Origin of the sequence: Paenibacillus aurantius (assembly GCF_032268605.1) — a bacterium.
In the GTDB taxonomy this organism is placed as follows: Bacteria; Bacillota; Bacilli; order Paenibacillales; family NBRC-103111; genus Paenibacillus_AO; species Paenibacillus_AO aurantius.
In genome coordinates, this window is record NZ_CP130318.1 from 4,018,946 (window position 1) to 4,044,911 (window position 25,966).

Annotated in this window: 18 protein-coding genes; 2 read left to right on the forward strand and 16 right to left on the reverse strand. The window is 55.6% G+C overall.

Annotation, left to right across the window (positions count from 1 at the left end):
- Positions 1-232 precede the first annotated feature (232 nt).
- Positions 233-2,035: a cache domain-containing sensor histidine kinase gene (locus tag MJA45_RS18175; protein WP_315603323.1), complete on the forward strand. Its 1,803-nt coding sequence runs from the start codon at positions 233-235 to the stop codon at positions 2,033-2,035.
- Positions 2,036-2,059: 24 nt separating this feature from the next.
- Entirely contained in the window at positions 2,060-3,133 is a 1,074-nt protein-coding gene (locus tag MJA45_RS18180) for a response regulator transcription factor (RefSeq protein ID WP_315603324.1), read from the forward strand.
- On the opposite strand, the gene MJA45_RS18185 is transcribed toward MJA45_RS18180, so the two are convergent.
- From MJA45_RS18185 to MJA45_RS18260, 16 genes are all read right to left on the reverse strand, one after another.
- A complete protein-coding gene (locus MJA45_RS18185) occupies positions 3,125-4,117 on the reverse strand; it encodes a Gfo/Idh/MocA family protein (protein ID WP_315603325.1) in 993 nt (330 codons plus the stop codon). The two genes, MJA45_RS18180 and MJA45_RS18185, sit on opposite strands and share 9 nt — an antisense overlap.
- A 3-nt stretch (positions 4,118-4,120) precedes the next feature.
- Entirely contained in the window at positions 4,121-6,628 is a 2,508-nt protein-coding gene (locus MJA45_RS18190; protein ID WP_315603326.1) for a hypothetical protein, read from the reverse strand.
- Positions 6,629-6,726: 98 nt separating this feature from the next.
- Positions 6,727-8,454 carry a polysaccharide deacetylase family protein gene (locus MJA45_RS18195; protein ID WP_315603327.1) on the reverse strand — a complete coding sequence of 576 codons (1,728 nt, stop codon included), beginning with the start codon at positions 8,452-8,454 and terminating at the stop codon, positions 6,727-6,729.
- Between the two features lie 17 nt (positions 8,455-8,471).
- Entirely contained in the window at positions 8,472-9,674 is a 1,203-nt protein-coding gene (locus MJA45_RS18200) for a DegT/DnrJ/EryC1/StrS family aminotransferase (protein WP_315603328.1), read from the reverse strand.
- A gap of 14 nt (positions 9,675-9,688) precedes the next feature.
- On the reverse strand, positions 9,689-12,178 hold the full coding sequence (locus MJA45_RS18205; protein WP_315603329.1) for a glycoside hydrolase family 38 N-terminal domain-containing protein: 2,490 nt from the start codon (positions 12,176-12,178) through the stop codon (positions 9,689-9,691).
- Positions 12,179-12,248: 70 nt separating this feature from the next.
- Entirely contained in the window at positions 12,249-13,829 is a 1,581-nt protein-coding gene (locus MJA45_RS18210; protein ID WP_315603330.1) for an extracellular solute-binding protein, read from the reverse strand.
- A 34-nt stretch (positions 13,830-13,863) separates the two neighbouring features.
- On the reverse strand, positions 13,864-14,730 hold the full coding sequence (locus tag MJA45_RS18215; protein ID WP_315603331.1) for a carbohydrate ABC transporter permease: 867 nt from the start codon (positions 14,728-14,730) through the stop codon (positions 13,864-13,866).
- Positions 14,731-14,741: 11 nt separating this feature from the next.
- A complete protein-coding gene (locus MJA45_RS18220) occupies positions 14,742-15,692 on the reverse strand; it encodes an ABC transporter permease (protein ID WP_315603332.1) in 951 nt (316 codons plus the stop codon).
- A 173-nt stretch (positions 15,693-15,865) separates the two neighbouring features.
- A complete protein-coding gene (locus MJA45_RS18225; protein ID WP_315603333.1) occupies positions 15,866-16,399 on the reverse strand; it encodes a hypothetical protein in 534 nt (177 codons plus the stop codon).
- On the reverse strand, positions 16,368-17,114 hold the full coding sequence (locus MJA45_RS18230; RefSeq protein ID WP_315603334.1) for a BNR-4 repeat-containing protein: 747 nt from the start codon (positions 17,112-17,114) through the stop codon (positions 16,368-16,370). Before MJA45_RS18230 ends, MJA45_RS18225 begins: the two co-directional genes overlap by 32 nt.
- A gap of 180 nt (positions 17,115-17,294) precedes the next feature.
- Positions 17,295-18,728, reverse strand: coding sequence for a sulfatase-like hydrolase/transferase (locus tag MJA45_RS18235; protein WP_407083056.1), 1,434 nt, complete (start codon positions 18,726-18,728; stop codon positions 17,295-17,297).
- Positions 18,725-20,080, reverse strand: coding sequence for a sulfatase family protein (locus tag MJA45_RS18240; protein WP_315603336.1), 1,356 nt, complete (start codon positions 20,078-20,080; stop codon positions 18,725-18,727). The genes MJA45_RS18235 and MJA45_RS18240 overlap by 4 nt, the downstream gene beginning before the upstream one ends.
- Before the next feature lie 28 nt (positions 20,081-20,108).
- The gene (locus tag MJA45_RS18245) at positions 20,109-21,053 is read right to left on the reverse strand and encodes an ABC transporter permease (protein WP_315603337.1); all 945 of its coding nucleotides are present in this window, start codon (positions 21,051-21,053) and stop codon (positions 20,109-20,111) included.
- Positions 21,032-22,579, reverse strand: coding sequence for an extracellular solute-binding protein (locus tag MJA45_RS18250; RefSeq protein WP_315603338.1), 1,548 nt, complete (start codon positions 22,577-22,579; stop codon positions 21,032-21,034). The genes MJA45_RS18245 and MJA45_RS18250 overlap by 22 nt, the downstream gene beginning before the upstream one ends.
- 20 nt (positions 22,580-22,599) lie before the next feature.
- Complete coding sequence (locus tag MJA45_RS18255; RefSeq protein ID WP_315603339.1) at positions 22,600-23,463, reverse strand: carbohydrate ABC transporter permease; 864 nt, start codon at positions 23,461-23,463, stop codon at positions 22,600-22,602.
- A gap of 206 nt (positions 23,464-23,669) precedes the next feature.
- Positions 23,670-25,931, reverse strand: a complete 2,262-nt coding sequence (locus tag MJA45_RS18260) for an AraC family transcriptional regulator (protein WP_315603340.1) — start codon at positions 25,929-25,931, stop codon at positions 23,670-23,672.
- Positions 25,932-25,966: the final 35 nt, after the last annotated feature.

The following is a 25,966-nucleotide window of genomic DNA, read 5'->3' on the forward strand; positions in this document are numbered from 1 at the left end:
TCTGTCTTGTCCATCCGGTCTCTATATCATAACGGGAAACGGGGACGGAATCTATTTTTTTCTCGCGAGTCTGCCCGGCCTTCCCCTCCGCTTCGGAATCCATTTATATCAAAATGTTTGTTTCTAACAAAACGGTCCAGGAAAATATTACCTTCTTCTGCAAATAAGTGACCATTCGAACAGCCAATCATGATATAATCGCACAAAAGAGAATGGAATGGAGAATTCCGTTATGTCCGGAGGAACGGCCACCATGAAGCCTGTCAGGCTGCAGACGTTATCCATCAAAACCAAATTGATCGTGCTGGTTCTCTGCCTTCTGTGCGCCCCCTTTCTAGTGCTTGGCATCCTTTGGTACGAGCAGGCCACCAAGACGATCCGCGACAATGCCGAGCAGGCCAATATCCAGCTGGTGGAACGGCTCAGCAGCCAGCTCGATTCCTATTTCAGCGATGTGGAGAATGTGACGTTCCCTCTCGTTACCCATCCCCTGATTATTCAATTTATGAAAACGGATCCTTCCGATCAATACGGGATGTTCGAGATCTCCGGTAAAATAGAAAAAGAGCTGCTGCCCAACATGGTTAACAGCCGGCCCGATCTATACGGCTTCTCCATCATCACCAAGAACGGAGCCGTCACAAGCTATGGGAACTACGGGGCACGGGAGCGTAACGTGGGGTATTTGATGAACGCCACCGGAACGGAAACCTTTAAGGTCGCTGGAATCAACAAGCTTTCGGGCAATAATGCGATTACCGTGCTCCGCTATTTCCGCGATGCCCAGACTTACCAGACGATGGGCCTTCTAGCCGTCGACCTTAAGCTCAACAAAATTTCCTCCATGCTGTCCCGTATTAAGCTCGGGGAAACCGGTAAGGTATGGCTGATGGATGCGGAAGGGCGCATTGTTTATGATCCCGACTGGTCCACGCTCGGCCGGCCTGCCCCTGCCTTTTATCTTCAAACGGCTGACCGTCAAGCGGTCTACCGCAAAGTGGACGGGGTCAACAAGCTGATCTATATGCAGAAATCGGAGCGTACCGGATGGACGATGATTTCGGAGGTCCCTTTGAACGAGCTGAACGGCCGCTTGAACCGGCTGCGCAATACCACCATCTGGATAGGATCCGGCTTGGTTCTGTTCGTGCTTCTCGTCATCAGTGCGTTCTCCTTCAACCTGACCTTGTCACTATCGAACCTTCAGCGTCTTATGAAGAAAGCCGAGAACGGGGACCTTACGGTACATGCTCCGGAGAGACGGCTGGATGAAATCGGAATGTTGAACCGCAGCTTCAACAAGATGGTGGCGGAGCTCCGCCGGCTCATTGAGTTCGTTCATACCTCCGAGCTCAGGGAGAAGGAGATGCAGATACGGCAAAGGGAATCCTCCCTTCAAGCCATGCAGTCGCAGATTAACCCCCACTTCCTATACAATACGCTCGAGGTCATCAATTCCTATGCGATTCTTGAGGGAGTTACGCCGATTTCCCGGATGGCTTCCTCGCTTGCCGACATCTTCCGGTACAGCGTGGGCGATGCGAGACAGGTGGTGACCCTGGCGGAAGAGATGCATCATATCACCACCTATTTCTCCATCCAGTCCGAACGCTTCCGGCACCTGGCCATTGATTTGGACGTCGACCCGGAGACGGCCGCAAGGGTGCTGGGGGTCCGGCTTATGCTTCAGCCCCTGGTGGAGAATGCTTTTATCCATGCTTATGAGAAACATAAACAGAGGCCGGACTATATCGGAATAAAGGGAATCCCTCTTGCCGACGGATATCTGGTGCAGATCTCGGACAAAGGGGGCGGGATGGAACCGGAGCTCATCGAAAGATACAACCGCCTGTTCCTGGAAAATGCAAAAGAAGAGCCGGATGAACCGGCATCTTCTCGCAAAAGGATCGGATTGATGAATGTGCATGAGCGCCTTCGCCTGACCTTCGGCGAGCCGTACGGCCTGCATATCCTTCGGACAGAAGGACCCGGTACCCTTATCGAGATCAGGCTTCCTTACGACAAGACGGATTAGGGGGAATAGCTGGAGGTGAAACCTATGTACAGAGTAGTGGTGGCAGACGACGAAATGCTGATCAAGCGCACCCTTAAGAAATTGATCGAGTACGAGAACAGCCCGTTCACCGTGATTGGGGAAGCCGAAGACGGCGGAGAGGCGCTGGAGTGGATAAGCGTTCACCGGCCGGAGCTGGTCATTACCGATATTCGCATGCCGGTTCTGGATGGACTTGAATTGATCAGTGAGGCCCGGTCCAGGGCTCCCGAAACGATATTCGTCATCATCTCCGGACACGACGACTTCTCTTATGCCCAGCAGGCCCTGCGCTTCGGAGTGGCGGATTACCTGCTCAAGCCGATTAAACCGGACCAGCTGAGAGAGGTTCTGGATAAGGTGGAGGCCAGCCTTGATCAGATTAACCGTTCCGAGCTGGAACGCCGGGATAGGCTTTGGTTCATCAAAAGCCGGGCGGAGGTTCTCGCCGAAGCTCTTTGGCTGCTGAATGGGGAATCTTTATCCGGCCTGCTGGATGACCTTCACCGGGAATTCTCCTCTTCCACTCCCGGTCTAGAGGGGCGGGCCAAAGGATTCTGGCTTGACCTGCTTTCCTTCGTTAACGGAGCCTTGGAGGAGAAGAGCAGCGGCACGATCCTACTCTTCGGGGATAAGGGAGCCGACCTTTCGGAGGACCCTGACGCCCTTCGCGGGGAAATCGAAAGCTTATTTACCCGGAAGGCGGACGAAATCCGCCAGAGCCGTAACTGGCAGAGCCATCATAACATGAAACGGACGGCGGATTTCCTCAAGGAGAATTATTCGAATGAGAAGCTTTCCCTTCAGGATGCCGCCGATTATGCGGGAATCTCTCCCTCTTATTTCAGCCGGATGTTCAAAGAGGAGTTTGGCATCAGCTTTATTCATTATCTGACCCGGCTGCGGATGGAACGGGCTTGCGAGCTTCTTCGCGATCCTTTAGCCAAAACGTATGAAATCGCTTATGCCGTCGGCTACCAGGACTACCCCCATTTTGCCAAGGTGTTCAAAAAGCTGTACGGGGTGAGCCCCAGCTACTACCGCAAAGCCATGGGATTGGACGCGCCTTCGTCAGACTAGGACACGGACGGCTTCGTCCGCTTCCAGAGAAGCCCGGGAAGCGGTCAACAGATCCCCATGGGTGAGGAGGGAGCCTTTCCCTTCGATTCGGACGAGGAAATCGGCCGTTACCGTTCCTGCGGGCTCCCGTAAGGGAACGGTTCGAAGCTTATTCCGATTGGTGACAAGCAGGAGCAGCTCGGGGGCGGATTGAAGCGGATCTCCCTCCAGCCGGAGCTCGGCCGTTCCTTCCGTTCCGGTTACGAACAAGCGGCCGTCCCCCCAGGTCCAGCTCGCCTCCGGAGTATGCCAATCGGTGTACAGGCTGGCCGACATCCGGCTGCTGAGCTGCACTTCAAGAGAAGCCCAGTCGTAGAAGGAGGGCTTGTCGGGGTGGCTTTTCTTGCCTTTGTAGCCTTGGAAGCTGACACATTCGGCCCCTGTCAGCCACCGGAGCAGGTCAAAGTCATGAATAAGCAGGTCAACAACCAGCCCGCCGTTCCGCTCCTTCTCATAGAACCAGGCAGGCCGACTGGCAGGTGAGAGCCGGTGGGGCTTGCGCATGCCAATATGCACGAGCTCGCCAAGCTGCCCTTCCTCGATCAGATGCTTCAAGGTGACGAGAGACGGCCGGAATCTCTCCGTCAGAAGCATGCCCACCTGGATCCTGCCCCGGTTCAAGACCCCTTCCAACCTATTCAGCCCCTCACGGGAAATGACAGCCGGCTTGTCCAGCATGACAGGCTTGCCATACTTCTCGCACAGCTCCACGATATCGATTTTCTCCCGGTTCACGGCGGCACAGCCGATCACATCCGCCCGCTCCAGCAGAGGGACGGGATCGGCGGACAAGGGAACCTGAAACCGGGCGGCTAACGTTCGGGCAAGGTAGTCCGGCTCCGAATCGTAGATTCCGACACATTCATGCCCGAGTGCCTGCATTTCCTCCAGAAACAAGGCTATGTGACCGTGCTGGCAGCCGATGATCGCATACCGGTACTCCATTGCCTATCCCTCCCTTTCATAAACAAGATATCCTCCGGGCGCGAGCTCCCGCTCTTCCCAGCTTCCGCCCTCTTCCCTCTCGCCTCCTGCGGGCTGCAACCGGAGCTTCACCATTTGCGATCCGTGATTGAGCAGAAGCAGCCGGTTCCCGTGCAAGCTCCATTCCAGGTCCGTTTGCGGGCCGGCCTCCAGCTCCATTCGGTACCGGGCTTTATAATAGCCCGCCGTTAAGGGCTCCACTTTATTCCTCCAATTCCACTTACCGGATGCCAGCCTGCCGTTCCCTTCATAAACGGACAACACGCAGCGGCCTTGGGCTTGCTTCTGTGCTCTCGCTTCTACCGGAATGCTTCCATGATAGGCATAAACCAGATAACCGCCTGTTTCCAGCAGAGCGGGGCCTGCCTCTTCACCGGATGATAACAGGGCGGATTGGCGGTATGCCTCCGCCGTTTGTTCTCTGGTGCGGTTGGGAAGCGAGACGGCGACGAATGGCTCCAGGGCACCCGGTCCCGATTCCGATAGCTCCAAGGGCTCCCGATAATTGAGCGTCAGAATATCCTCTACGCCTTTCCACTTGGGATATTCATGCTTGTTAAGGTAACGGACCTCTTGGGAACCGTAGAGCAGATAGCCGATTTCGTTATCCACATTCAAATACGGGATGGAGCCGAAAGAAACTATGCGGTTGGGCTCCTTTCCATAGAACCCTTGGAAAACAGCCTCCCCTTCCGGAAGGTAAACGGTTCGGGTTCCCGGGGCAAGCTCGGGCATAGCGGAATACGAATCGTTTCGTACGCCTATCAGCCCCGTGCTGATTTCCTTTACCCGGCAGCTGCGCAGAACTTCCCAATTCTCGAAGTACACGCTCGAACCGTCCGGAAGCGCTACGAAAGCCGCATGCTGAAGAAGCTCGCGGTCCCCCCGGGAGATGGAGACGGCCGCTCCGAACCCGTCGTTAAGCAGGGAAATCCGGCTGCGGTCCACATCGCGGATAATGTGCTCGTTCGATAGTCCCTGCACTCCCCTGCTTACTTCAAACTCCACAGTGCCGGTGTAGCTTGCATACAAGGGGGTGACCGTCCAAAGCCCTTTTCGCGGAAGGGTCAGGGCCATTACGTTATTCCGCCAGCTGAAGCTGGTGAAGGCTTCCGGAGTCCGGTAGACCGTTGTGCAACCGTACGGATAATGATGGACCCCCGACATTCGCCAGGCGAACTCCTGACGTCCGGACGGCTCAGCCCCAAGGCCGCCAAAGGTATGAAGCAGAAAGGAGGTCGCCAGGTCCAAGGCCGAGCCCGGCTCCAGGTCTTTGGCGTATTGGGCGTGGGCGGCATTGATGACGCAGGTTTCTCCATTCTCCTCCAGCAGACAACCACGAGGGTTGCTCGCCTGGATCCTCTCAATGGACCCGAGGGCCGCCCTCTCCAAGAGAGCCGCGTCACGGTGCCCATGAAGGACATTCAGCACCGTATGGGTCAGCTGTCGTTCATGCTGCCGGTTGTACCACCAATCCTGTCCCTGCACCGGCACCGCCAACCCGTCGAACTGGGACCAGACCCGAACGGTCCGTTCATAAAGCTCCACGTTGTTATGGAGCGCCGTTTCGATAATGGGCTGTCCGCCAAGCAGCGAGAACGTGGCATGAAGCGCACGAAGGTTGGTTCCCGCGCATAGATAGCTCGGATGAACAAAGGCATGGTTTTCGGTCGTCATGTCCGGATGAAAGGTTACCGTTTTGACCCGGTTGGCAAGAGGGGTATCAATGAGCCCCGAAGGATCGGCCAGCCGGTCGCGGAAGGTCGTTACCGAGCTGATGGACCACTGCATAAACCCTTTGACCCATTCCGCATGGTGCGGGTGACCGGGGAGAAGCGCCACAGCCGCCGCAATCCCCATGGAGGTCCAGGCATTCTCCTCACACTGCGTATCGTAGTACGCCCCATTCCTCGGCTCCTCCCCGCTCCACCGGTCGGCATAGCTGACGGCGACATTCTGCACGATCAGCCTGGTCTCGTCATCCAGCTCCTCCCAGAGCAGCCATGCGGCATGGCAAAGCGAAGCCACCGAGCGGCCGTTCTGGCTCGCCATGAAGAAGTTATCCCCGCGGCCCCCCCATTTCTTGCCGCTTGTGTAAGAGAGAACCCCTTCGACCCGGACACAATCCTCCGGCCCCGTATCATGGGTGAAGCCAGCGTAACGGATTCCCCGGATCGCCCTGGCCTGGATTTCTTCCCGGGGGATCCCCGTTACGCCTTCGTCATAATTCCCCAGCTTGGCCATAATGGCATAGACGAGCGAGACGGAAGTCGTATCCGAGCAGTACCAGAAGTGCCCCCCGAAAAAATGCCCGCATTCCGGACGGCCGTCCCATTCTCCGAACTGTTCGTTGGCGAAAGGAAGCCAGCGCAGCAGAATCCGGTAAATCCGCGAAGCCAGCTCGTTATCCCCGGCATTCTCCCATCGGACGGGAGGAACCGGCAGCACTTCGGTGACCGGTGTAAACTCCATGGATACCATCCCTTTTCTTTGAAATAAATTCTGGTAAGGCGGATCGAGCGCAAACGATTTTCCCTTCTCTTATCGTCTGATATCCGCATACCGCCTTTCTACGCTTCTTCTATGGCCGGGGCCGCCTGACGGCACCAGACCCCAAATCGTTGGGTAAGTCCCTCAGCCTCTCCGGCTGACTGCTCTTCCGCCGATACGGGAATCCACACGACTGGCTTCTTGCCCTGCCAATGGGAATTTCCTTTCGAATCCATAACGGAGAACCGTCCGTCCTCTGGTGTTGCCTTGATCGTAAGCTCACGGCGCCAGCGTTCCCATTCTTCGATCTCCCGGATCGTCCAGAAGGCAAAGCCCCGTTTCCTCGCTTCGGCCACGATCCGTCTCATCGAGTCCCGAACCTCTTCCCGCCGGTAAATGTGATACTGGTGAACGACAAAATGCGCCGCCCCCCGAACCTTCCTCACTTCCTCCAAATAAGGGACGATAACGCTGCTGTCCGCCCATTTCCCATGGTCCAGGTCCTGGGTAAGGAAGCCGATTTGAAGCACATTGTAGAGCCGGTTGCTTTCATCCGACCAGGAGATAGGGAAATACGGATGACAGGTCCCGTACAGAAACCCGCTGTTTCCTTTCTTGCTGGGTCCCCTGGACTGGTCGCAAGTAATGCCGGCCCCTTCGCACCACCGGAAAAATTCTCCCCATCCCTCGGTTCGGGTCAGGTGGTTCTTGTTAGTCAGCGGTCCCTCTTCTCCGATCGCCTTCCTCAGCCACTCCAGCTGCCGCCGGAATTCCGACTCGTCCCAAAAGCCCTCATCCGGTTCCACGGCATTGTAGTGAAACGCCAACTCGTGCCCCGCCTCGCGGATCCGGCTATAGATCTCGGCGCTGTAGCCAGGCTCGAGCATGCACCAGGTTGACTGAATCCCGCATTCCTCGAGAAGCTCCAGCGCGGCCTGCGCTTCCTCCTCCAGATTTCCGTCGCTGTCATGGGAAAGAACCGCCGTATAGGAGACTCCCTCCGGCCAGTAGTCGACGAAGGGAACCGTAAGCTCCATCCCGAGCGCACGCTGCAGCAGGTGACCGATCAGCTCCTCCCGCCACAAGTCGGCGTAGGCCGTGCTGAAATACGGCTGTCCCGTTTCGGTCTTCTTCCGATCCCACTCCCAATCCAGCTCGAACACATCATCGGCCTTCAGAAAGCCGTCATTGAGTTCGGCGGTTCCGTCCGGAGCCGGTGCCCCATCCTCCGTCACCGGCCCGGCTCCCTGCTGAAGCTGAACGACGGTGGAGGGAATATCCACCGCCCAGCGGTCGATAAAGCCGGTGCCGATCGTAAACTGCTGGAACGCCGCTCCGGCCGTATGGTCCTCCGGTGCTCCCGGGATGAGGATTCCCCGCTCCCTCATGGGATAAGCGGGGGCTCCCCCCGAAGCACGCCAAGGGACAGCTGTCAGGAAGCGGAGGGTCTGTCCCGTCCCTTCCCCCGAATACTGGATGAGATAGCCCGGTCCACATTCCTGTCCCCGGCAAAACCCGAGACGGGAAGCCAGGCGTCCGTTCAGCCCTCCGTAGGACAGGATGCCTCCTCCTTGTTCCGCAAAGCGGAGAAGGGCTTCGGCCGTTGCCTTGTCCTCCCCGGCCAGGGCGACCAGAACGAGGTCGAAGCTGTCCCTGTTCAGCTCATCGGCCGAATCCAGCCAACGGAACCCGATTCCCGCGTGTGCCAGAATTTCACCGAGATAAGCCTGAAAAACATTTTGTCCAAGCCCATGCAGCCGGGAGGCGGCTTGCCGGTCAAGCAAAATTCCAATTCGGGCTAGTTTCATCGTTTCACCGACTCCTTTCATCGAGCTCTTGCCCATTCGGCCACTTTGCGCACGGCCTCCGCGATGTCCTGCATGTCCGAGTCCCCGGCCAGCAGGACATTCTGGTGAAGCCACATGCCCAACCGGTCGCTGAACCTCTCGCTGACCGGGCAGGTCACCTCCCTTTCCTGTCCCGTCAGCCTGGTTACCGCGGCCCGGACGGCCTTATTCCGGTTAAGCGATACATAGCCGGGATGCACCGGGATGCCCTCCGCCTGAACTTTGGCGATAAAGTCCGCCTTGCCGATTCTCTCTTCCAGCTCCGGCTGCAGCCCGAACAAGAAGAGATGGTAAGCATGTCGGGTCACCCGGGGATCCCTTGGCAGCACGCGGATGCCTTCGATTCCGTTCAGAAGTTCCGTCAGCCGGCGGGCATTGCGTTCCCTCTTCTGGAACTGCTCCTCAAAGCGGGACAGCTGGCCAAGAAGAACCGCCGCCTGGAATTCCGTCATGCGCAAATTCCATCCGATCCTCTCGTGCTGGTACCAGCCTCCCTGTTTGATCCGGCCCACATTCACCAGCGACCAGACCGCATCCATCCGCTTATCGTCGCTGCCAAGGATAATCCCTCCCTCCCCGGAGGTGACGTTCTTGCCCAGCTGAAAGCTGAAGGAGGCCAAGTCACCCAAGGAGCCGGCCGGCCGCCCGTCCCAGGAAGCCCCGACCGCCTGAGCGGCATCCTCGATCACGGCTAGCCCGTGCTTGCGGGCTATCGCGGTGATCTTGTCCATGTTGGCCGGTGCCCCGGCGAGATGCACCGCCACGACCGCTTTGGTGCGCGGGGTGATGACCTCCTCCAGCCGGTCCGCATCCAGATTCATCGAATCCGGTTCCACATCGGCAAACACCGGCACGGCACCGAACAGAAGCGCGGAGGAAGCCGTGGCGATGAAGGTATAAGGAGGCATGATCACCTCATCTCCGGGTCCTACTCCTGCCGCCTGCAGCGCTACGGTCAAGCCAAGCGTTCCGTTAACGAGAGTTACCGCATGCTTCGCCCCGTGCATGGCGGCAAACTTCTCCTCCAGTTCCGGCAGCTTGATCCGCGTGCCCGAGCCGCCCCATTTGCCGGAGCGGACCACTTCCAGCACCAGGCGTTCTTCCTCTTCCCCGGTTACCGGCCATACGGGAAAAGCTTCCGTACGGACCGGTTTCCCGCCATCTGCAGCCAAACGTTCCATTCTCGATCTCTCCTTTACCTTTCCATCGGTTCTTCGATCAGCGATACTTCTTCCATGGTCCGTTCCAAGGTTCGAATCCGGTAAGTTTTGATTTCAAAAGGCTTCAGGCTTACCGTCTGCCCGATCCCGAGAGAAGGCAGCTCCACGCTCGTGGATCTTGCGGTTCCGGTTGGTTCGAACAGACGCAGAATGTAATGCTTTTCCTCATCCTCCGCCTGTTTAAAAGCCGTCATGAGCACCGTTTCGTCACCCAGCCTAACGAGGGGTTCCGGCTTGTCTCCTGCTCCCGGCGGAAAATACGTAAGAGCATAGGGCTTCTCGTTATGAGACAAGGCTTCCCGGTCCACGGAGTTCATTCTCTCCTCGAGAGGGCCGGCATTCAGCCAGAACGAATAGGTCCGCTCTCCTTGGTCCATCCGGTCGGAGAACCGGTCACGCGGCATGGGAAATGGCAACTTTCCTCCGGGGAGAACCGAATACCCGGGAGACCGGAGAAGGGTCAGCCGAATTTCCCCGTCCGCCATGTCGGAGCCATAGATTCCGTCATTGATGCAGGTGAAGGCCACTCCATCCTCCTTCGATACGGCGGCCGTCCATTTCTGGGCAACGGCTTCCTTCCCTTCAGATGGAAGTCGGTCCGCTCCATAAGCGACCTGCCCCCAATATTCGGGCGCGGACAAGGCGGTGGGAACCGACAGCTTAAGCAGGCTCCTTTTCTCGTTCCAATGAACGGTCAGATCCACCCGGACCTCTGTCCCTCTCTTGGGAAGGCCGTACCGCAGGCAGAGCATGGAATCCCCATATTCGAACAACGCCTCCACCACCGTTCGGGCCGCCCCATCCTCGATGACGCGAACCGCTTCGATCGGCTTGCCTCTAAGACCGGAATACCGGGCCGCTTTGGCTTTGGACATCCGCTTGAAGCGTCCTTTCAGCTTGCGGAAGCTATGGACTTGTCCCCAGGAATCATCCGCGTCTTCCAGGACAAGCGGACAAAACGCTCCGCTTTTCAGAACCGAAACTCCCTCAACTCTATATTCCTCCACCAATCCCGTTTCCGTGCTGATCACCACCAGAAGCTCCGGGGTTTCGAACCGGATCCGTCCGCCGCTCTCCTGAAGGGCAGGCTTCGGCTTCTCCGGCATGAACTCCACGGTACAGTCAAACCGGTTCATCGAGGACGCTTCGAGCTCCGCGTAGAAGACGACCCTTTTGCGCCAATCGATATAGAGGCTGCTCAGCTCTTTCTCCACCTGGCTGGGGAGCTTCACGCCGCTGCGCAGCACCACCGGGTAGGCAAACTCCCCTTTGGAGGATTTCGGGAGCTGGAATTCGCATTCGAACATTCCCTTAACCTTATAAGGGTGGGGATTGTACAGAAACAGCGGGACCGTTCCCTCCTCCGCCTTCTCCTGCCCCTGGGTCAGGGCAAAAAAAGCTTTGGCCTTCAGGCGCGAGAGAATTTCCAGGCCATGGTCCATTAACCGGAGGGAGTCCTCCTCAACCGGACGGATGGACGTTCCCGGCAGAATGTCGTGGAATTCCGCGGTGAGCAGATCCTGCTGCGCGTCCTTGAGCTCCCGGCCGGGGTAAGGAAGGAGCCCCTGCAGGGCCGCGTGGGAAACCATCTTCTCCACAAAGTACAGCTCGTTCTCCAGCTTGCGGTGCTTCTGCTTGATGCGGATCTGCGAGGTGTAGCAGCCGACCGCCCACGGATTCAGATCTTTCTCATGACGGGGAAGCTCCACACCGGTCTGCTTCAGCTCCGCAAAATAGTTTTCCGGAGTGGAATGAAGAAGGGTCCGGTCCTTGGTGCGGGCTTTCAGCTCCTGCAAATTATCGAGATCGAGCTTGGAAGGGCCACCCCCGTGGTTGCCGATCCCCCACAGCACCATTCCGGTCTCCTTCTCCGGATGATCGGCGAGAAAGCCCTCTACCTTCAGGTGGGCTTTCCCGCGACCGGACAGGTACGCCTTATAGGCTCGGTGCCCGATCACCTCCGAGCCGTCGTAGCCGACCCAGACGAACTCGTCACCCGGCAGCGGGCAATCGTTGTCCCCCGGCCGGCAGACGATATACGAATCGTAGCCCGCCTTGCTCATGATTTGAACGAGCCCCCGCGTATGGCCGAACGGATCGAAATTGATCGCCGTGGTCGGGCGGGCCCCGAACTTCTCTTGGAAATAGCGCCGCCCCGTCAAAATTTGCCGGACGAACGATTCGCCGCTCGGCATGTTACAGTCGGGCTGCAGGTACCACCCGCCCATAATGTGCCATTTGCCTTCGGCCACGAGCTTCCGGATTCTTTGGAACAAAGCCGGATCGTATTCCTCGATCCATTGATAGAGAATCACTTCATTATGGTTAAAGACGAACCCGTCGTAAGCTTCGCAAAAATCGGCCGCGATGCGGAAGGTGGAAAGAGCCTCTCCCGCCCCCTCTTCGATTTGCCACAGCCAGGCGGGGTCCAGGTGGGCATTGCAGATCAGGTGTACGTTTCTCATAGGGGCATCGACTCCTCTTCGCGGTAAGCAAAACCCCCGAAAAGATTCGGGGGCCGGCTGCACGCGTCGTTTACTTTTTATGCGTTTGGTTGTACCAGTCCGTCGCTTCCTTGATGACCTGGTCGCCGCCGCGCTTCTTCCAGTCCGCCACGAAATCATTGAACTTGTCTACCGATTCCTTGCCGGTTACTACTTTGGCCGCAAACTCCAGCCACAGCCCGTCATACTTCAGCTCAGGTCTGGCCTGCATGGTCGGCAGCGAAGGCATTCCCACTCCGGCATCCTCAAAGCCTTCGGCCTTGGCCACCTGAAGGGATTTTACAATCAGATCTCCGTTCGGCTTGCCTTTCAGGAACGCTTCATCGGTTAAATGGCGCTTCGGACCGGTGAAGTGAATCCACTCCTGGAACATGACCTGCTGGCCGATGGCTTCGTTGGTGGTAGGGTATTTATACTGAATTTGCCCGTTCTGCTCCGTGTAATTGACATCCTTCAGGCCATACATGAAGAAATTGTCCTTTTCCTTGTCTCCTTCCGCGTAGAACCAGTCCAGAAACTTGATAATGGCTTCCGGGTTCTTGGCGTTCTTAGGAATCGTCCACACAAAATCGGAGACGGTCGACCCAAGCGGATAGACCCCGCCCGGCTTGCCGCTCGGTCCTACCGGAGAAGGAATGAGGGCAATCTCGGCTGTAGGCACGTTCGCTTTAATGGCGGCCAGAACTCCGTCCGGTGCGGCGGAGGTCGTTGCCCACATGCCTACGGTTCCCGCACCCTTGATTTTGGCATCCCAATCTTTGCCCTGGTTTACGAGAAATTCATTGTCGATCAGCTTCTGATCGTATAATGTTTTGTAAACTTTAAGCGCTTCTACCATACCCGGACGGATAAAATTCGGTACGAGCTGGTTGTTCTCAAATGTCCACGTTTGTGGATGGACGTCGTAAGCCGAGAAGAACTGGAAGCCGAAAGAGAACTTGGCCCGTGCCGAGAACGGAATTTCATCCTTCTTGCCGTTGCCGTTCGGGTCGTTGTCCCGGAAGGACGTCAGCACCTTGATGTATTCGTCAACGGTTTTGGGAGGCTGAAGACCGAGCTTGTCCAGCCAATCCTTGCGCATGTAGGTTACTGCACTGTTGCGGATCGGATTCTCCTGCGGAATTCCGTAGATTTTCCCGTCCTTGCTGACGGCGGCATTGGCCCAGGATTCTTTCGGAATGTGCTTCTTCAGGTTAGGACCATACTTGTCGATCAGTTCGTCAAGAGGAAGCAGCACGCCGGCATCGATGGCAGGCGCCACCTCCGGCTTGTTGATCCCTTGGGTTTGAAGCAGATCAGGAAGCTCTCCCCCGGCAAAAAGCAGCTGCATATTCTGGCTGTAGTTCTGGTGTTGAATAAGCTGGAGATCCATATCCACATTGGCCATTTTCTCTACCGCTTTTACATACGGATCGTTGTTAAGGTCCGGTGAACCCTCTACATAGGAAAGCCCTCCGGTTTCAAGCGCGACCTTGATCTTGGCCGGACCTGCCTGGCTGGAATCGCCTCCCCCGTTCCCGGCTTTCGCCTGGTCATTCGCTCCTCCGCAGCCGGCAAGGGATGTCCCCAGAACGCCTGTCATCAGGGCAAGCATAATCTTTTTGTTTGACACTCGAACCCTCTCCTTTATGGATTGCTGGAAATCTTTATCCTTTCACGGACCCGAGCATCGCGCCTTTAACGAAATGCTTCTGGATCAACGGGTAGATAACCAAGATCGGTACGGTCGCCACAATAATGGAGGCAGCCTTGATCCCCTCTAACGATTGAATCGTCACGACGGCGCTTCGCATCATCTGCTCCGCATCGCTTTCGACGATGAGCCGTCTCAGAACGATCTGCAGGGGCTGAAGCTTCGGATTGCGGACGTATATGAGCGCCGCCGTATACGAATTCCAGTGGCTGACGGCGTAAAACAATCCGATGGTCGTAAGAGACGGCAGGGATAGCGGGAGAACGATTCTCCATAGCGTGCGGTATTCCCCGCAGCCGTCCATTTTGGCGGATTCGACCAGTCCCTCGGGGAAAGAACGGAAGAAGGAAATCATGATGATAAGGTTGAAGGCACTGATCAAGCCCGGAATCATGAGGGCCCAAATGGTGTTGAGCATCCCCAAATATTTAACAAGCAAGTACGAAGGAATAAGCGGCGCCTGGAAAATCATCGTGAAGAGGATGAGCAGCATGATCGCCTTGCGGCCTCGAAGATCCGGCTTGGATAAGCCATAGGCCATCAACAGAGTAAACACCAGGTTCAACAGGGTTCCCAGCACCGTCACGACAGCCGTTACCCCAAAAGCGTTCCAGATCGGGCGGTTGTTCAGCACCGCTTTGTAGTTCTCCAGGTTAAACTCCACCGGCAGTACGGTCACCTGCCCCGTAATCAGGGCATGTCCGCTGCTGAACGAGCCGGCCACGATATGCAGAAAGGGCAGCAGCATAACGATACCGCAAAGCGTCATGACGAGATAGTTCAGCACGCTGAAGGCTTGGCGGGAAAATAGGGCATTCATCCGTCCCCCTCCTAATAGATCGATTCGCCGGTCGCCCGCCTGCTGAGCTGGTTAGCTCCCATAAGCAGGATGAACCCGACAACGGATTTAAAGATTCCGATGGCCGTCGTGTAGCTGTATTGGGCCCCGAGAAGACCGACTCGGTAGATATAGGTGTCGAAAACCTCCGAGTTTACGGTGTTCAGCGGGTTCATGAACATGTACACCTGCTCGAAGCCCGTATCGAGAATGCTTCCTATTCTTAGCAGCAGAAGGACGACAATCGTCGGCAGCAGGCTCGGCAGGGTAATGCTCCACGTTTGCCGGAGGCGCCCGGCCCCATCCACCTCCGCCGCTTCATACAGCTCGGGATTTATTCCCGCCAGAGCGGCCAAGTAGAGAATGGTTCCCCAGCCTACTTCTTTCCATATGCCCGAGACGACAATGATGCTTCGGATATAAGCGGGTTCCTGCATGAAGAACACCGGCGTCCCCCCGAAAGCTTTTACCACCTCGTTCAGCAGTCCCGTGGAAGGCGAAAGGAAGCTGATGAACAACCCGCCGACGATAACCCAGGAAAGAAAGTGCGGCAGGTAGAGCACCGTCTGCAGCAATCTCTTGAACACGAGCTTGCGCATTTCATTCAGCAGCAGAGCGAGAATAATCGGTGCCGGGAAGCCGAAAACGAGCTGGTACAAGCTCAAGAGCAAGGTGTTCTTGATTATCCGCATTAGATCCGGGTAAGCGAACAAATTCTCAAAATGCTTCAGGCCGACGTATCGGCTGTGCAGCACCCCGTTGAAGATGTTGTAATCCTGAAAGGCGATGATGCTTCCGCCTATCGGGATATACCGAAACAGAACGAAGTAAGCGAGTCCCGGCAGGATCATGGAATAAATGGCCCAATGCTTGAGGAAGTAATTCTTCTTTCTACGCCGGTGCACCGGGTGGACAGCATCGGCACTTAGCGGTTGTTCCAACATGGCGGCCGCTCCCCTCCTCGGTTAAGTAATGTAGTCTTTACTATAAGGGGAAGGGGCGGAAGGAGACATGGTTTTTTTTGCGAAATGTTGTGATATTTTGTGTAAGCGCTGTCGGGGTGGGTCCTAGAGGGGAAAAGGAAAAACCTTGAAGGATAAATCCCTCAAGGTCTTAGTTAACTCCTATCATGCTGCAAAGGAACCATTTTAATCTGCGTATCGTAATCGGTCCAATGGGTATAGCTGCCGTGCATCCAGAACAACAAGCCGTTTCGGCCGGAATGCCCCCTGGACACGAAGGGCCTTACATTATGCCTCGCCGATTTCTCCGTGACAGCTTCCTTCGCCCAGGTTTCCCCGTGATCCGGCGTGTACCAGTGTTCAATCTCGAAGACCCCCTCGACGCATCGGGATAGATACACATGGGAGGGATCATGATGATCAAGGATAAGGCCTCCTGAGTAGTAAGGCTCCGTCTCAATCGCTCCCGGAGGCGTCTCGGGAAACCAAGGGCCGGCCTCACAGATTTCTACGTGCCTCCATTCCGCCCCGTCCCACCGGGAGTACCAGTACCGATGGTCCTCCTCCTTATTAAAGACAACGTACACGACGACAGGCTGGTTGTGGCTGTCTAACGCTATATCCCATATCCACGTTTTCCGTCCTAGCTGTTTGGCGTCATAAACGGCGTGCACCTCGGCAGGGTTCAAAGGCAGGTGCGAGATATCCTTTATGGGGGTTCCGTCCACTTGATAAATAGAGCCCTTGGCTGTAATACGCACAGTAAATGCTGTTGGCTGGTTCTACGTTCGGATGGCCGTCGGTAAAGGCAAAGTAGATTTTCTCGTTAGAGTCTGTCGCATATTTAATATAGGGTCTTGCCCCGCTTCCCTGGATAAGGGTCCGGGCCGGCTCCCACTCTCCCTCATGGCTGCACTGGGAATAATTCGGCTTAAAGTCACCGCCCCTCCAAAACAGGAACTGCTTTGCTTCGGATAGCAGGTAAACCGGATTGGGATAGGTAAAACCGAAACGGCCTTCGGTGTTCACGACAAGCTTCCGTTCCGGCCCCCATCCCGAGATATCTTCCGGGGATAACGACTTCCGGTAATACATGTGGTCCCCGTTATGCGCCGAATAATAAACGGTCACAAACCCCTCTGCGTCTATATGGATGGCAGGATTCGCGTGATCGTCCTTCTGTAAGCCATGCTTTAGCATCACCGACGCGATTTGCCCCGTTTGGTGATCATAGCTTCCGGCCATCACGTGTCCTTCCCGGGTCAACCATCCGATGTAAGTTTTTTGATACTCCCCTTCCCAATAAACGGCTCGAGGGTCCGCAAAAAAACACCAAGCTCCGTCCTCCGTTAAAGCAGGGAAGCTTTCTCCAGCTAAATCATGGGTCAGGCGGGCCTCTTTCATGCTCTTATCCCCCTTCTTACTTCAAACGATCATAAGCGGCCTGGGTGATCTTAGCCAGCTCATCCCGATTCCCCTGTATAAGATTTTAAGCTGCTAAGACCATTATACTTCTTAAATCCAGTTAGCGGACGACAGGGCAAATAAAAAGCCTCCGGGCTTTTATGCCAGAGGCATGAAAATTTATGGTGTCTGTTCTTCCATGACTTCCGATTCGAAAACGACGCCTTCCTCATTCGCAAAGCAGCTTACGATCGCCTGTCTGGCAAAATCGCCGCTGGCTTCCGACCATTGAAGCAGCATTTCGCGGAGTCTCTCCTTCGGTTCGGCATATCCGGGATCGTGGATTCGGTTCACCATTTCATCGGGGTCTTGCTCCAGATCGTACAGTTCATCCGTCTCATGGGCCCGGAAGACGTATTTGTAGCGGGCCGTTCTGACGGCGCGTACGCACTGCATGGCCGTGGTGCCATGGTGCTCCACGTACACGGCGTCACGTCCCGTTCCGTCTTTTCCGTAAAGACTGGGAAGAAAGGAAACGCTGTCAAGCTTCCCGTCCGCCTGCCCTCCCGCCACCTCCATAAGGGTATGGAACAAGTCCTGCAAACTGACCAGCTCGTCACGCATTCCCGGAATCAGCCTTCCCTTCCAATAAACAACCAGCGGGACCCGGATGAGATCGTCCAGCATGATGGCCGTCTTACCTACTAGACCATGACGTCCCATCATCTCGCCGTGATCGGAAGTAAAAATGATCATGGTATGGTCTATTAAACCGGTCTCCTCCAGCTTTTTTACTATGGAGCCGAACGCGTCGTCAACCATGGTCACCAAACCGAAATACTTGGCCAGTGCTTTCGCCATGACCGGCCACTGGTTCGGCAGACGGCAAAAATTGATATTGAGGTAATTTTTCCGATACGTCTCCGGTCTGCCTCTCCAATCATCGCGGTAGCTGGGCCATTCCAGGATCTGCTGAGGATCGTATAGGGACGCGTATGGCTCCGGAACGATCCAAGGAACGTGAGGTTTCCCGCATGAGGCGAAGAGGAAGAACGGCTCCTCGTCCTCCTGGTGAGCCTCCAGCCATCCATTCACGGCTTCGGCCAGCCGGAATTCATCGGTTTCGCTGGGGAGAGCATCGCTGCCGCCCGCCAGCACCTTTTCTCCGGTCCGGTCTTTCAGGACGACCTTGTCGCGGACCCGGCCGCATTCCGGATGATCGTGAGCAGCCCGCTTTTTCAACTCTTCGTCAAAGCCGTGTTCGGTGGGCAGCGAGCTCCCCACATGCCACTTGCCGGCATATACGGTGCGGTACCCCCTCTCCCGCAGAGTGGTGCCGATCGTTCGCGTTCCCTCGGACAAACGCTCCTGCAGGGTAAGCGCCGAATGTGCGTTCATCACAAGCCGATGCTCATGCGGGTATAAGCCGGTCATGACGGTTGCTCTGGATGGGGTGCACATCGGGCAGGCGGTGAAGGCCCGGCTAAACGTAACCCCTTCCTCCATTAGAGCATCCAGATGCGGAGTCCGGCAAACCCCTGCTGGTCCAATCGTATCCGCGTGCTGCTGATCCGTCATAAAAACGAGAATATGGGGTCGTTCCCTATGGTTCATTGCCGCTTCCTTTCTTCCCGCTGCTCCCGCCGCAAAGACTGGTCGCTTCTTGCCGCCAGATCGACCGCAGCTGTGTCGGCGATTGCGGCCAAGGCATGCTCGAGCTCCGTCCTTGCCGTCTGCCATTCGGGCTCACGGGAGAGGCTGCGCAACTCCTGCGGATCCTCCTCCAGATGGAAAAGCTCCGGTTCAAAGCCCTCGTAATGCACAAGCTTTAGCGGTCCGCGCCTGATCATAAACAAACCCGTCGACGCGCCGTGAGCATGATATTCGCTGAAGACCGCACGCTCCGGATCCGGCTGCTCCATCAGCTTGAGAAGCGAGGTTCCCCGCCACCCGGACGGTGCCTCGATACCGAACATATCCAGAATGGTCGCACTCAGATCGACAAGCGAAACGGGCGTGTCGTCCACAATCCCCGGTTCAATTGCCGGCCCGGATACCAAAAGCGGTACCCCGACGCTTGTCTCGTACATGGAGCCTTTCCACCAAAGCTCGTGATCTCCCAATTGATCGCCATGATCACTCGTATAAACGATCAGCGTGTTGTCCGCCTGGCCGGAAGCTTCCAAAGCGGCCATCACCCGGCCCACCTGGTCGTCGATCAAGGTGCACAATCCATAGTAAGCGCTTCTTGCCCGCCGTACCGTCGACTCGTCCAGATCGGTCATGTTGTAGTACTCCCTCATCTGTTGGACAACAGGATGCCTATCGGCCGCGGGCAAATCGAATGGCATATCCACCTTTTCCTCGGGATATAAGCGAGAATAGGGCTCCGGAGCAATGAGCGGAAAATGCGGCGGCAAATAATTGAGCCACAGCACCCATGGCCTGCTCTTGTGCGGCACTTCATTCATCAGGAAATAAATGGCCTCGGATGTTTCTCTTTCCACCCGTTCCGTCCAGAAGGAGCCGGTGCCGGAGTCGGCAAGCCTCTCCTTGCCCCTTGCCGCCGGCTTAGGCGGATGGCGATCGAAGGCCCCCCCGCCGGAATGCTCTTTCCGATAAGCGGGAAATCGCGCATCATCAAAACCGTGATCGTGGGTTCCGTCAAAATCGAGCTTGCCGATTGTCGTCACGTCTACCCCGTTTTCCTTCAGGAGCCGGCCCCAGGAGACCGGCTGCCCCTTGTAGGGTGCCGCATTGTCCCAGCACCCGGTTTCGTGCACATAACGTCCGGATGCGAAGCTCGCCCGGCTCGGCACACAAAGCGGGCTCGTGCAATAAGCGGACGTATAACGAACGCCCCCCGCCGCCAGCGCATCCAAATGCGGAGTCCGTACGACGGGGTGGCCGGCGCAGCCCATCGCATCCCGTCTATGCTCATCCGCCATAATCAATAAAAGATTCATCGGCAAGCTCCTAGAAATGTAATGGGTTCTACCATAATCCCGACCCGCCCATACGGCGCACAATGGTGTTGGTAAGCAGAATAAGAACCAGGCTGACGGCCGACTTGAACAGCCCCGCCGCCGCCGCGAGCGGGAAACGGCCCATCGATAATCCGACGCGGTACACGTATGTGTCCAGAATGTCGGCCACTTGGTAAACCAGCGCATGGTACAGTACAAAAATCTGATCGAAGCCGGCGTTCAGGATATGGCCCATTTTCAAAATAAGCAGGATAAGGATGGTCCCGCCGATGGAGGGCAGGGTAATTCTGAACATTTCCTGCCAGCGGCTTGCCCCGTCGATCTTAGCCGCCTCGTACAGCTCAGGATTAATTCCCGCGATGGCCGCCAAATAAATAACGGTTCCCCAGCCCGCTTCTTTCCAAATTTCCGTCGCGACCAGCATGCCGCGGAACATCTCCGGCTGCATCATGGGCGAAACGCTGATGCCGATCGCGCTTAATATGCCTGTCGAGGAAGAAAATAAGGCGTGCAGAATTCCCGCAAGGATAACCCAGGACACAAAGTGCGGGAAATAAATGATGGTCTGGATCCATCGCTTAAATCTCACATTCCATATTTCATTCAAAAACAAGGCGAGGACGATGGGAACCGGGAAGACGAAAAGCAGTTTGTAGCAGCTGATAATTAACGTATTGCGCAGAGCGATCCAGAAGTCCTGGGCCGAAAATAGCCGTTCGAACCATTTCAGCCCCGCCCAGGGACTGCCGAAAATGCCGTCGACAATTCGATACTCCTTGAACGCAATCACGATTCCGAACATCGGTGCATATTGGAAAACAAGAAAGTAGACCATAGCGGGCAGCAGCAGCAAATAATAATATTTGTAACGGTCCCACCGGTAATTCCGGCGGGACCTCGTTCGCATCGTTGTCTCTCTTGTCAATTCCATCAGCGCTTGCCCTTCTTCCACTCGGCGTTTGCCTCCTGCTCGATCTCCTTGCCGCCCTGGCTGTAATACTTCTGAACAAATTCATCCCATTTGTCCACCGAAAATTCTCCGGTTACGATCTTGATAAAATACTCTTCCCACAGCTTGCCGAGGTCGGGATAATCCAGCTGGGCGGGCAGCGTCGTCCACAAAGCGTTTTTCATCGTGTGCTCATTTGTTTTCTGCAGGGCGTCAAGCGTTACCTGGGGACTCCAGCGCCGGTCCACGACTTTGATGAATTGAACCGGGTTGGATAAGCCGCGGCCCGATAACGCAGTCGCATCCGTCGTTTGGGTAATGCGGTTGTTCGCCTTGTCGAACGTATAGTCCTTGCCTTCGATTCCGTACGCCGTCAGGAAAAATCCCCCCTCCGGCTGGTCATTGGTAATCCAGTCGAGCAGCTTGGCCAGGCGATCGGGATCCTTCACCTTGGCGGAAACCGCCTTCAAGCCGCCGCCTCCGGGACTTGCCTCCGGCCAGCCGCTTCCCCCCGGTCCGGTCGGGGGAACGATGACGCCGAGCTCGGCACCCGGTACCAGCTTCTGCAGGGCTTTGTAGCTTGCGCTGTTGGTCGGCTGAACCAGCCAGGCGTTTTTGCCGACGATTCCGACCTTCGAGTTCGTCATCTTCTCATCCAGCTGCTTATCCGTTGTGACCGGAAACTCCGGATCGATCAAGCCTTCCTTGTACCATTTCTGCAAAAGGGTAAGAGCCTGCTTCGTTTCCGGCAGCACCATCCCCATTTTGATCGTGCCGTTTCTTTCGTGCCAGAAGCTGGGCGCCACGCCGAATGCGCCGAAAATGCCGTCGAAGCCGGAGACAGATCCGAATGCGCCGGGCTTGGTGCCACCCAACCCGTACGTGTCCTTCTTGCCGTTGCCGTCCGGATCGTTCATCGTGAACGCTTTCAGGACATCGTACAGCTGATCCAATGTTTTCGGCTCGCCCGCTCCGATTTTTTTCAGCCAGTCGAGCCTTCCGACGAAGCCGTTTACATTCTGGCCGTTAAAAGGCTCCGGCCGAATGGCGTCCGGAAAAGCGTAAATTTTGCCGTTGACCATGCCGGCCTGCAAATCCTGCGGCTTGTAGTATTTGCTGGCATTGGGCATCTTTTTCAGCATGTCGTCCAGCGGCATGATCAAGCCTTCTCCGGCCAGTTTGGTCATCGTCGGCAAATCGACACTGAAGTAATCCGGAACATCGCCGGAAGCGATCATCAGGTTCAGCTTGGTGAAATATTCCTGGCCGCCCGTGAGCGATACTTTAAAATCGACTCCGCTAATTCCCGCTTTATTCAAGCCTTCGAGCATCAGCTTCTTGCCTTCCCCGCCGTCCTCCGGGTAATTGACCTCGCCCCGGTTCATATAAATTTTGTACGTCACCGGCTGTTTCGCATCCGTGCTCGATGAGGGAGCGGGATTCGAGGATTTGCTTTGGCACCCGGCCGCGAGAACGGGTCCGAGCATCAAGGTAAGCAGAACCGGAACGGTTCTCCGAACATGCTTCATGTTTCCAATACCCCCGCTAATTAAGATTTGATGGCGCCGATCATGACGCCTTTCGTGAAATACTTCTGCAAGAACGGATAGATGCACAGAATCGGAAGGATCGTTAGAATCACGGTTGCGGCGATGACCGAATCCGTTGACGTTTTCGAGAATTCGCCGCTTTGCATCGCCGCCTGCTGCCCGTTTATGATATCTCTAAGGAGCAGAGGCAGCGTATACAAGCTTTTATCATTCAGGTAAATCAGCGACTGGAGGAAATTGTTCCAGAGCCCCACTGCTTCCCAGAGCGCGATTGTGGCGAGGACCGGTGTGGACAGCGGCAAAATAATCAGGCAAAACGTCACGATAGGATTGGCCCCGTCCATCATCGCCGATTCCTCCAGCTCGTAAGGCAGCGTTTCAAAAAAACTGCGCATGACGAGCACGTTGTACGCCGAAATAGCGGATGGAATAATGACCGCCCACAGCGTATTGACCAGTCCCAGGCTTTTGACAAGCAGGTAGGCGGGAATCATGCCGCCGCTGAATAGCATCGTGAACAAAATGGCGAGAGTAATCGACCGTTTGGCGGGAAGTCCCCGAATGACAAGCGGGTACGCCGTACAAGCGGTAAGGAACGTGCTAAGGATCGTGCCCGTCATCGTGATAAAGGCGGAGTTCGTGTAGGCCCTCCAAATATACGGGGAATCCAGCACCGTCTGATAGGCTTCCCCGTTGATCTCCCTCGGCAAAAAAAAGAATCCTCCTCTTGCCGCGCCTTCCGGAGAGCTTAACGAAACCGAAATCTCATGCCAGAGCGGATAAAAAGTCGCCGTGGCGAACAGCAGAAAAAAGATCCCGTTGAACCAATGAAAAAGTCCCCATCTGTGCTTAGCGAAATTCATTGCCCCTCCTCGTAAGTTCAAGCATGTTTTGTTGAATGGACCGGTCTTCCTTCATTATCCGGCCCGGAAGGCTCCTTCTCAATCCGCAATTTCCGTCTTTCCATGCGGAAAATCCGCCTAAATCGTCTATCCGGACGGGACTGGTTAGAAATGACACATCCAAAACAAAAATCCGCCATTCCATCCGGTAGGCGGATTTGCTTTTATCAGGGTTTCATCTCCAGCTTGCGGAAGGTACCCGGTGTAACGGACTCGTATTTTTTAAAAAAGCGGATGAAGCTGTGCACGTCGGGGTAGCCAACCTGCTGGCTGATTTCCTTCAAGGTCAAATGCTTGGAAAAAAGCATCAGTTCTTTCGCCTTGTTAATCCGGTAGCGCGTCAAATAATCAAGCGGCGGCACCCCCGTCTCCTGCTTGAACAGGCGGCTGATGTAATTCGGGGTAAGCCCGAGCTCGCCGGCCAAATCGGCTATGGTGAGATTGTCCATATAGCGCTGTTCGATAATCGCGATGGTCCTCACGACATAGTCGTTCCCCGATTTGGGCGGCTCCTGGGGATTCATCCGATCGATGAGACGTCCGATCCGCGCATGGAGAAAGTTTTTGAGCTCCTGCCTGTCGCTGCAGTCCTGCCAGAACAAGAATGGAAGATCCTCCATATCCTCCAGGTCGTATCCTTCCTTAAGCAGCTCATTCATGAGGGCTCCCATCAAGACCATCATGGTTTCCTGCATTTTAGCCGGGGGGAATTTGCCATTATCGATATACTGGGTAAAAAACAGCTCCAAAGTCTCTTCTGCGCCGCTGCGGTCCCCCTTTAATACATGGCGGACGAGAAGATGCTGCAGGGAGACCGGAAATACGGGATGCTTGCGGCTTGCTTCCACCTCGCTGTCAAACAGGACTTCGGCTTTATAATACAGGGCCCGATAATTCAAAAGCCGTCGTGTCGCGGTGTAAGATTGGGAAATTCCGCTTACCTTATCCAGCAAACGGCTGAACGCGAAACGTACAGTTATGCCCATCTGCTCTTCGAGCATTATGTTAATACGCTGGCATTCGGCCCGGAGCCGGCCGTTCAAATCCTTCTCATCCGTTTCGGTCCCCACATTAAGAATAAAGGCGTACCGTCCGTCTTCCACCCAGGTCCCAATCGTATAATACAATCCGGCGAAGGCCGTCTCAATAATGCTGAACAAAAGGAGATTAAGCGATTCCGGCTCCTCATTCGGTTTCAAGTCGCCGGGTTCGTAGGAAGCGACGCCGATCATGTAGCGTTCCTCGGGAAATTCGATACCGTGTGTTTTGAGCATCTGGGGGATGGAGGAGTCCGAGCCCGCATAGCCGTTCAGCAGATCATAGACCAGCTTGCGCCTTAGCAGGGGTGACATCTGCTCCATGGTCGTGTAAATCCGGCTGTTCTCCGTCAGCAGACGCCTTACCCCCTCCCCGAACAGTGCGGATTCGTCGTAAATCCTGCTTGGGGACGATGGCATAAAGTGCGAGCCGTACTGCTTGAAGATGCGGCGCCAAGGGGAATAGACGATAAAGGAGAACAAAAAAGCGAAACCAAACCCGATCAGCAATAGGATCAGGTCCGTCAGCATAAGGGACTTCCGTTTGGCGGCAAATTCCGACCTATAGGACAGATCAGGTAAGGTTTTCACGAGAAGCCAGGAATCGTTGATGCTGCGGTAAGCGGTAAAGTGCCGCTCGCCGTTCAGCGTGACGAAATCGCTCATCTTGTGATAACGCTTCCAATTCGTCAGATGCCAGTCGCCATGCTCCCCCGAAAAATCGCCCTCTTTCAAAAAAACCCGGCCGGTGTTCGTGTCTATCAGAAAATACGAGCCGGAGTCGGACTTATTGACGCTGCGAAGGGCCTTTTCGAACCGGTTCAGGTCAATATTGATAATCATACGTCCAAGCTTTACCTGACCGGCTAGCGGAAGCTCCTGCTGGAACGTGATGACGGAACTCTCTTCTTTCGTCCGGTTCCCGAAATTATCGAAAGCAAGATTCCGGATCTGATAAGAGCCACTGGGCTGATTCTGTTGGATGATGCTCCTATCGAAAAAATCCTGTAACGCATACAGCCCCTCATCCGTCGTTATCACTTTGCCGCTTACCCCAAAGTACACATATAGGGATTGTATGAATCCGCCTATCGAAGCTTGGTCCCTCATCGCCGTCTGCAGCTTCAAATAGTCGTACATGTTGGCCTTATCGGTGCGCAGCAAAAGATTGTCCAAACTGCTGGAGAAGGTCAGCTGCCACGACAGCCTCTCGATCGGTTTCATTAAAGCATCCAGCTGATCGGTCAGCCGGTCCGTTTCCATACTTAGTGAGCTGGAATAGCGGGACTGCAGCTCTTGAGAGAAGGTGAACAAATAAATGGAACTGATCGTGAGCATGGGGATACAAACCGTAAGGAAGAAAAAGAGCAGCGTTTTTCGAAACCAGAGCATCCTCCATATCTTTGGAATGTCCATTTCCCACCACC

What these genes read in the sequence shown, in the direction of transcription:
- MJA45_RS18175 (WP_315603323.1), top strand. Translation starts at nt 233, where the DNA reads ATGTCCGGAGGAACGGCCACCATGAAGCCTGTCAGGCTGCAGACGTTA.
- MJA45_RS18180 (WP_315603324.1), top strand. Translation starts at nt 2,060, where the DNA reads ATGTACAGAGTAGTGGTGGCAGACGACGAAATGCTGATCAAGCGCACC.
- MJA45_RS18185 (WP_315603325.1), bottom strand. Translation starts at nt 4,117, where the DNA reads ATGGAGTACCGGTATGCGATCATCGGCTGCCAGCACGGTCACATAGCC.
- MJA45_RS18190 (WP_315603326.1), bottom strand. Translation starts at nt 6,628, where the DNA reads ATGGAGTTTACACCGGTCACCGAAGTGCTGCCGGTTCCTCCCGTCCGA.
- MJA45_RS18195 (WP_315603327.1), bottom strand. Translation starts at nt 8,454, where the DNA reads ATGAAACTAGCCCGAATTGGAATTTTGCTTGACCGGCAAGCCGCCTCC.
- MJA45_RS18200 (WP_315603328.1), bottom strand. Translation starts at nt 9,674, where the DNA reads ATGGAACGTTTGGCTGCAGATGGCGGGAAACCGGTCCGTACGGAAGCT.
- MJA45_RS18205 (WP_315603329.1), bottom strand. Translation starts at nt 12,178, where the DNA reads ATGAGAAACGTACACCTGATCTGCAATGCCCACCTGGACCCCGCCTGG.
- MJA45_RS18215 (WP_315603331.1), bottom strand. Translation starts at nt 14,730, where the DNA reads ATGAATGCCCTATTTTCCCGCCAAGCCTTCAGCGTGCTGAACTATCTC.
- MJA45_RS18220 (WP_315603332.1), bottom strand. Translation starts at nt 15,692, where the DNA reads ATGTTGGAACAACCGCTAAGTGCCGATGCTGTCCACCCGGTGCACCGG.
- MJA45_RS18230 (WP_315603334.1), bottom strand. Translation starts at nt 17,114, where the DNA reads ATGAAAGAGGCCCGCCTGACCCATGATTTAGCTGGAGAAAGCTTCCCT.
- MJA45_RS18235 (WP_407083056.1), bottom strand. Translation starts at nt 18,728, where the DNA reads ATGAACCATAGGGAACGACCCCATATTCTCGTTTTTATGACGGATCAG.
- MJA45_RS18240 (WP_315603336.1), bottom strand. Translation starts at nt 20,080, where the DNA reads ATGAATCTTTTATTGATTATGGCGGATGAGCATAGACGGGATGCGATG.
- MJA45_RS18250 (WP_315603338.1), bottom strand. Translation starts at nt 22,579, where the DNA reads ATGAAGCATGTTCGGAGAACCGTTCCGGTTCTGCTTACCTTGATGCTC.
- MJA45_RS18255 (WP_315603339.1), bottom strand. Translation starts at nt 23,463, where the DNA reads ATGAATTTCGCTAAGCACAGATGGGGACTTTTTCATTGGTTCAACGGG.
- MJA45_RS18260 (WP_315603340.1), bottom strand. Translation starts at nt 25,931, where the DNA reads ATGCTCTGGTTTCGAAAAACGCTGCTCTTTTTCTTCCTTACGGTTTGT.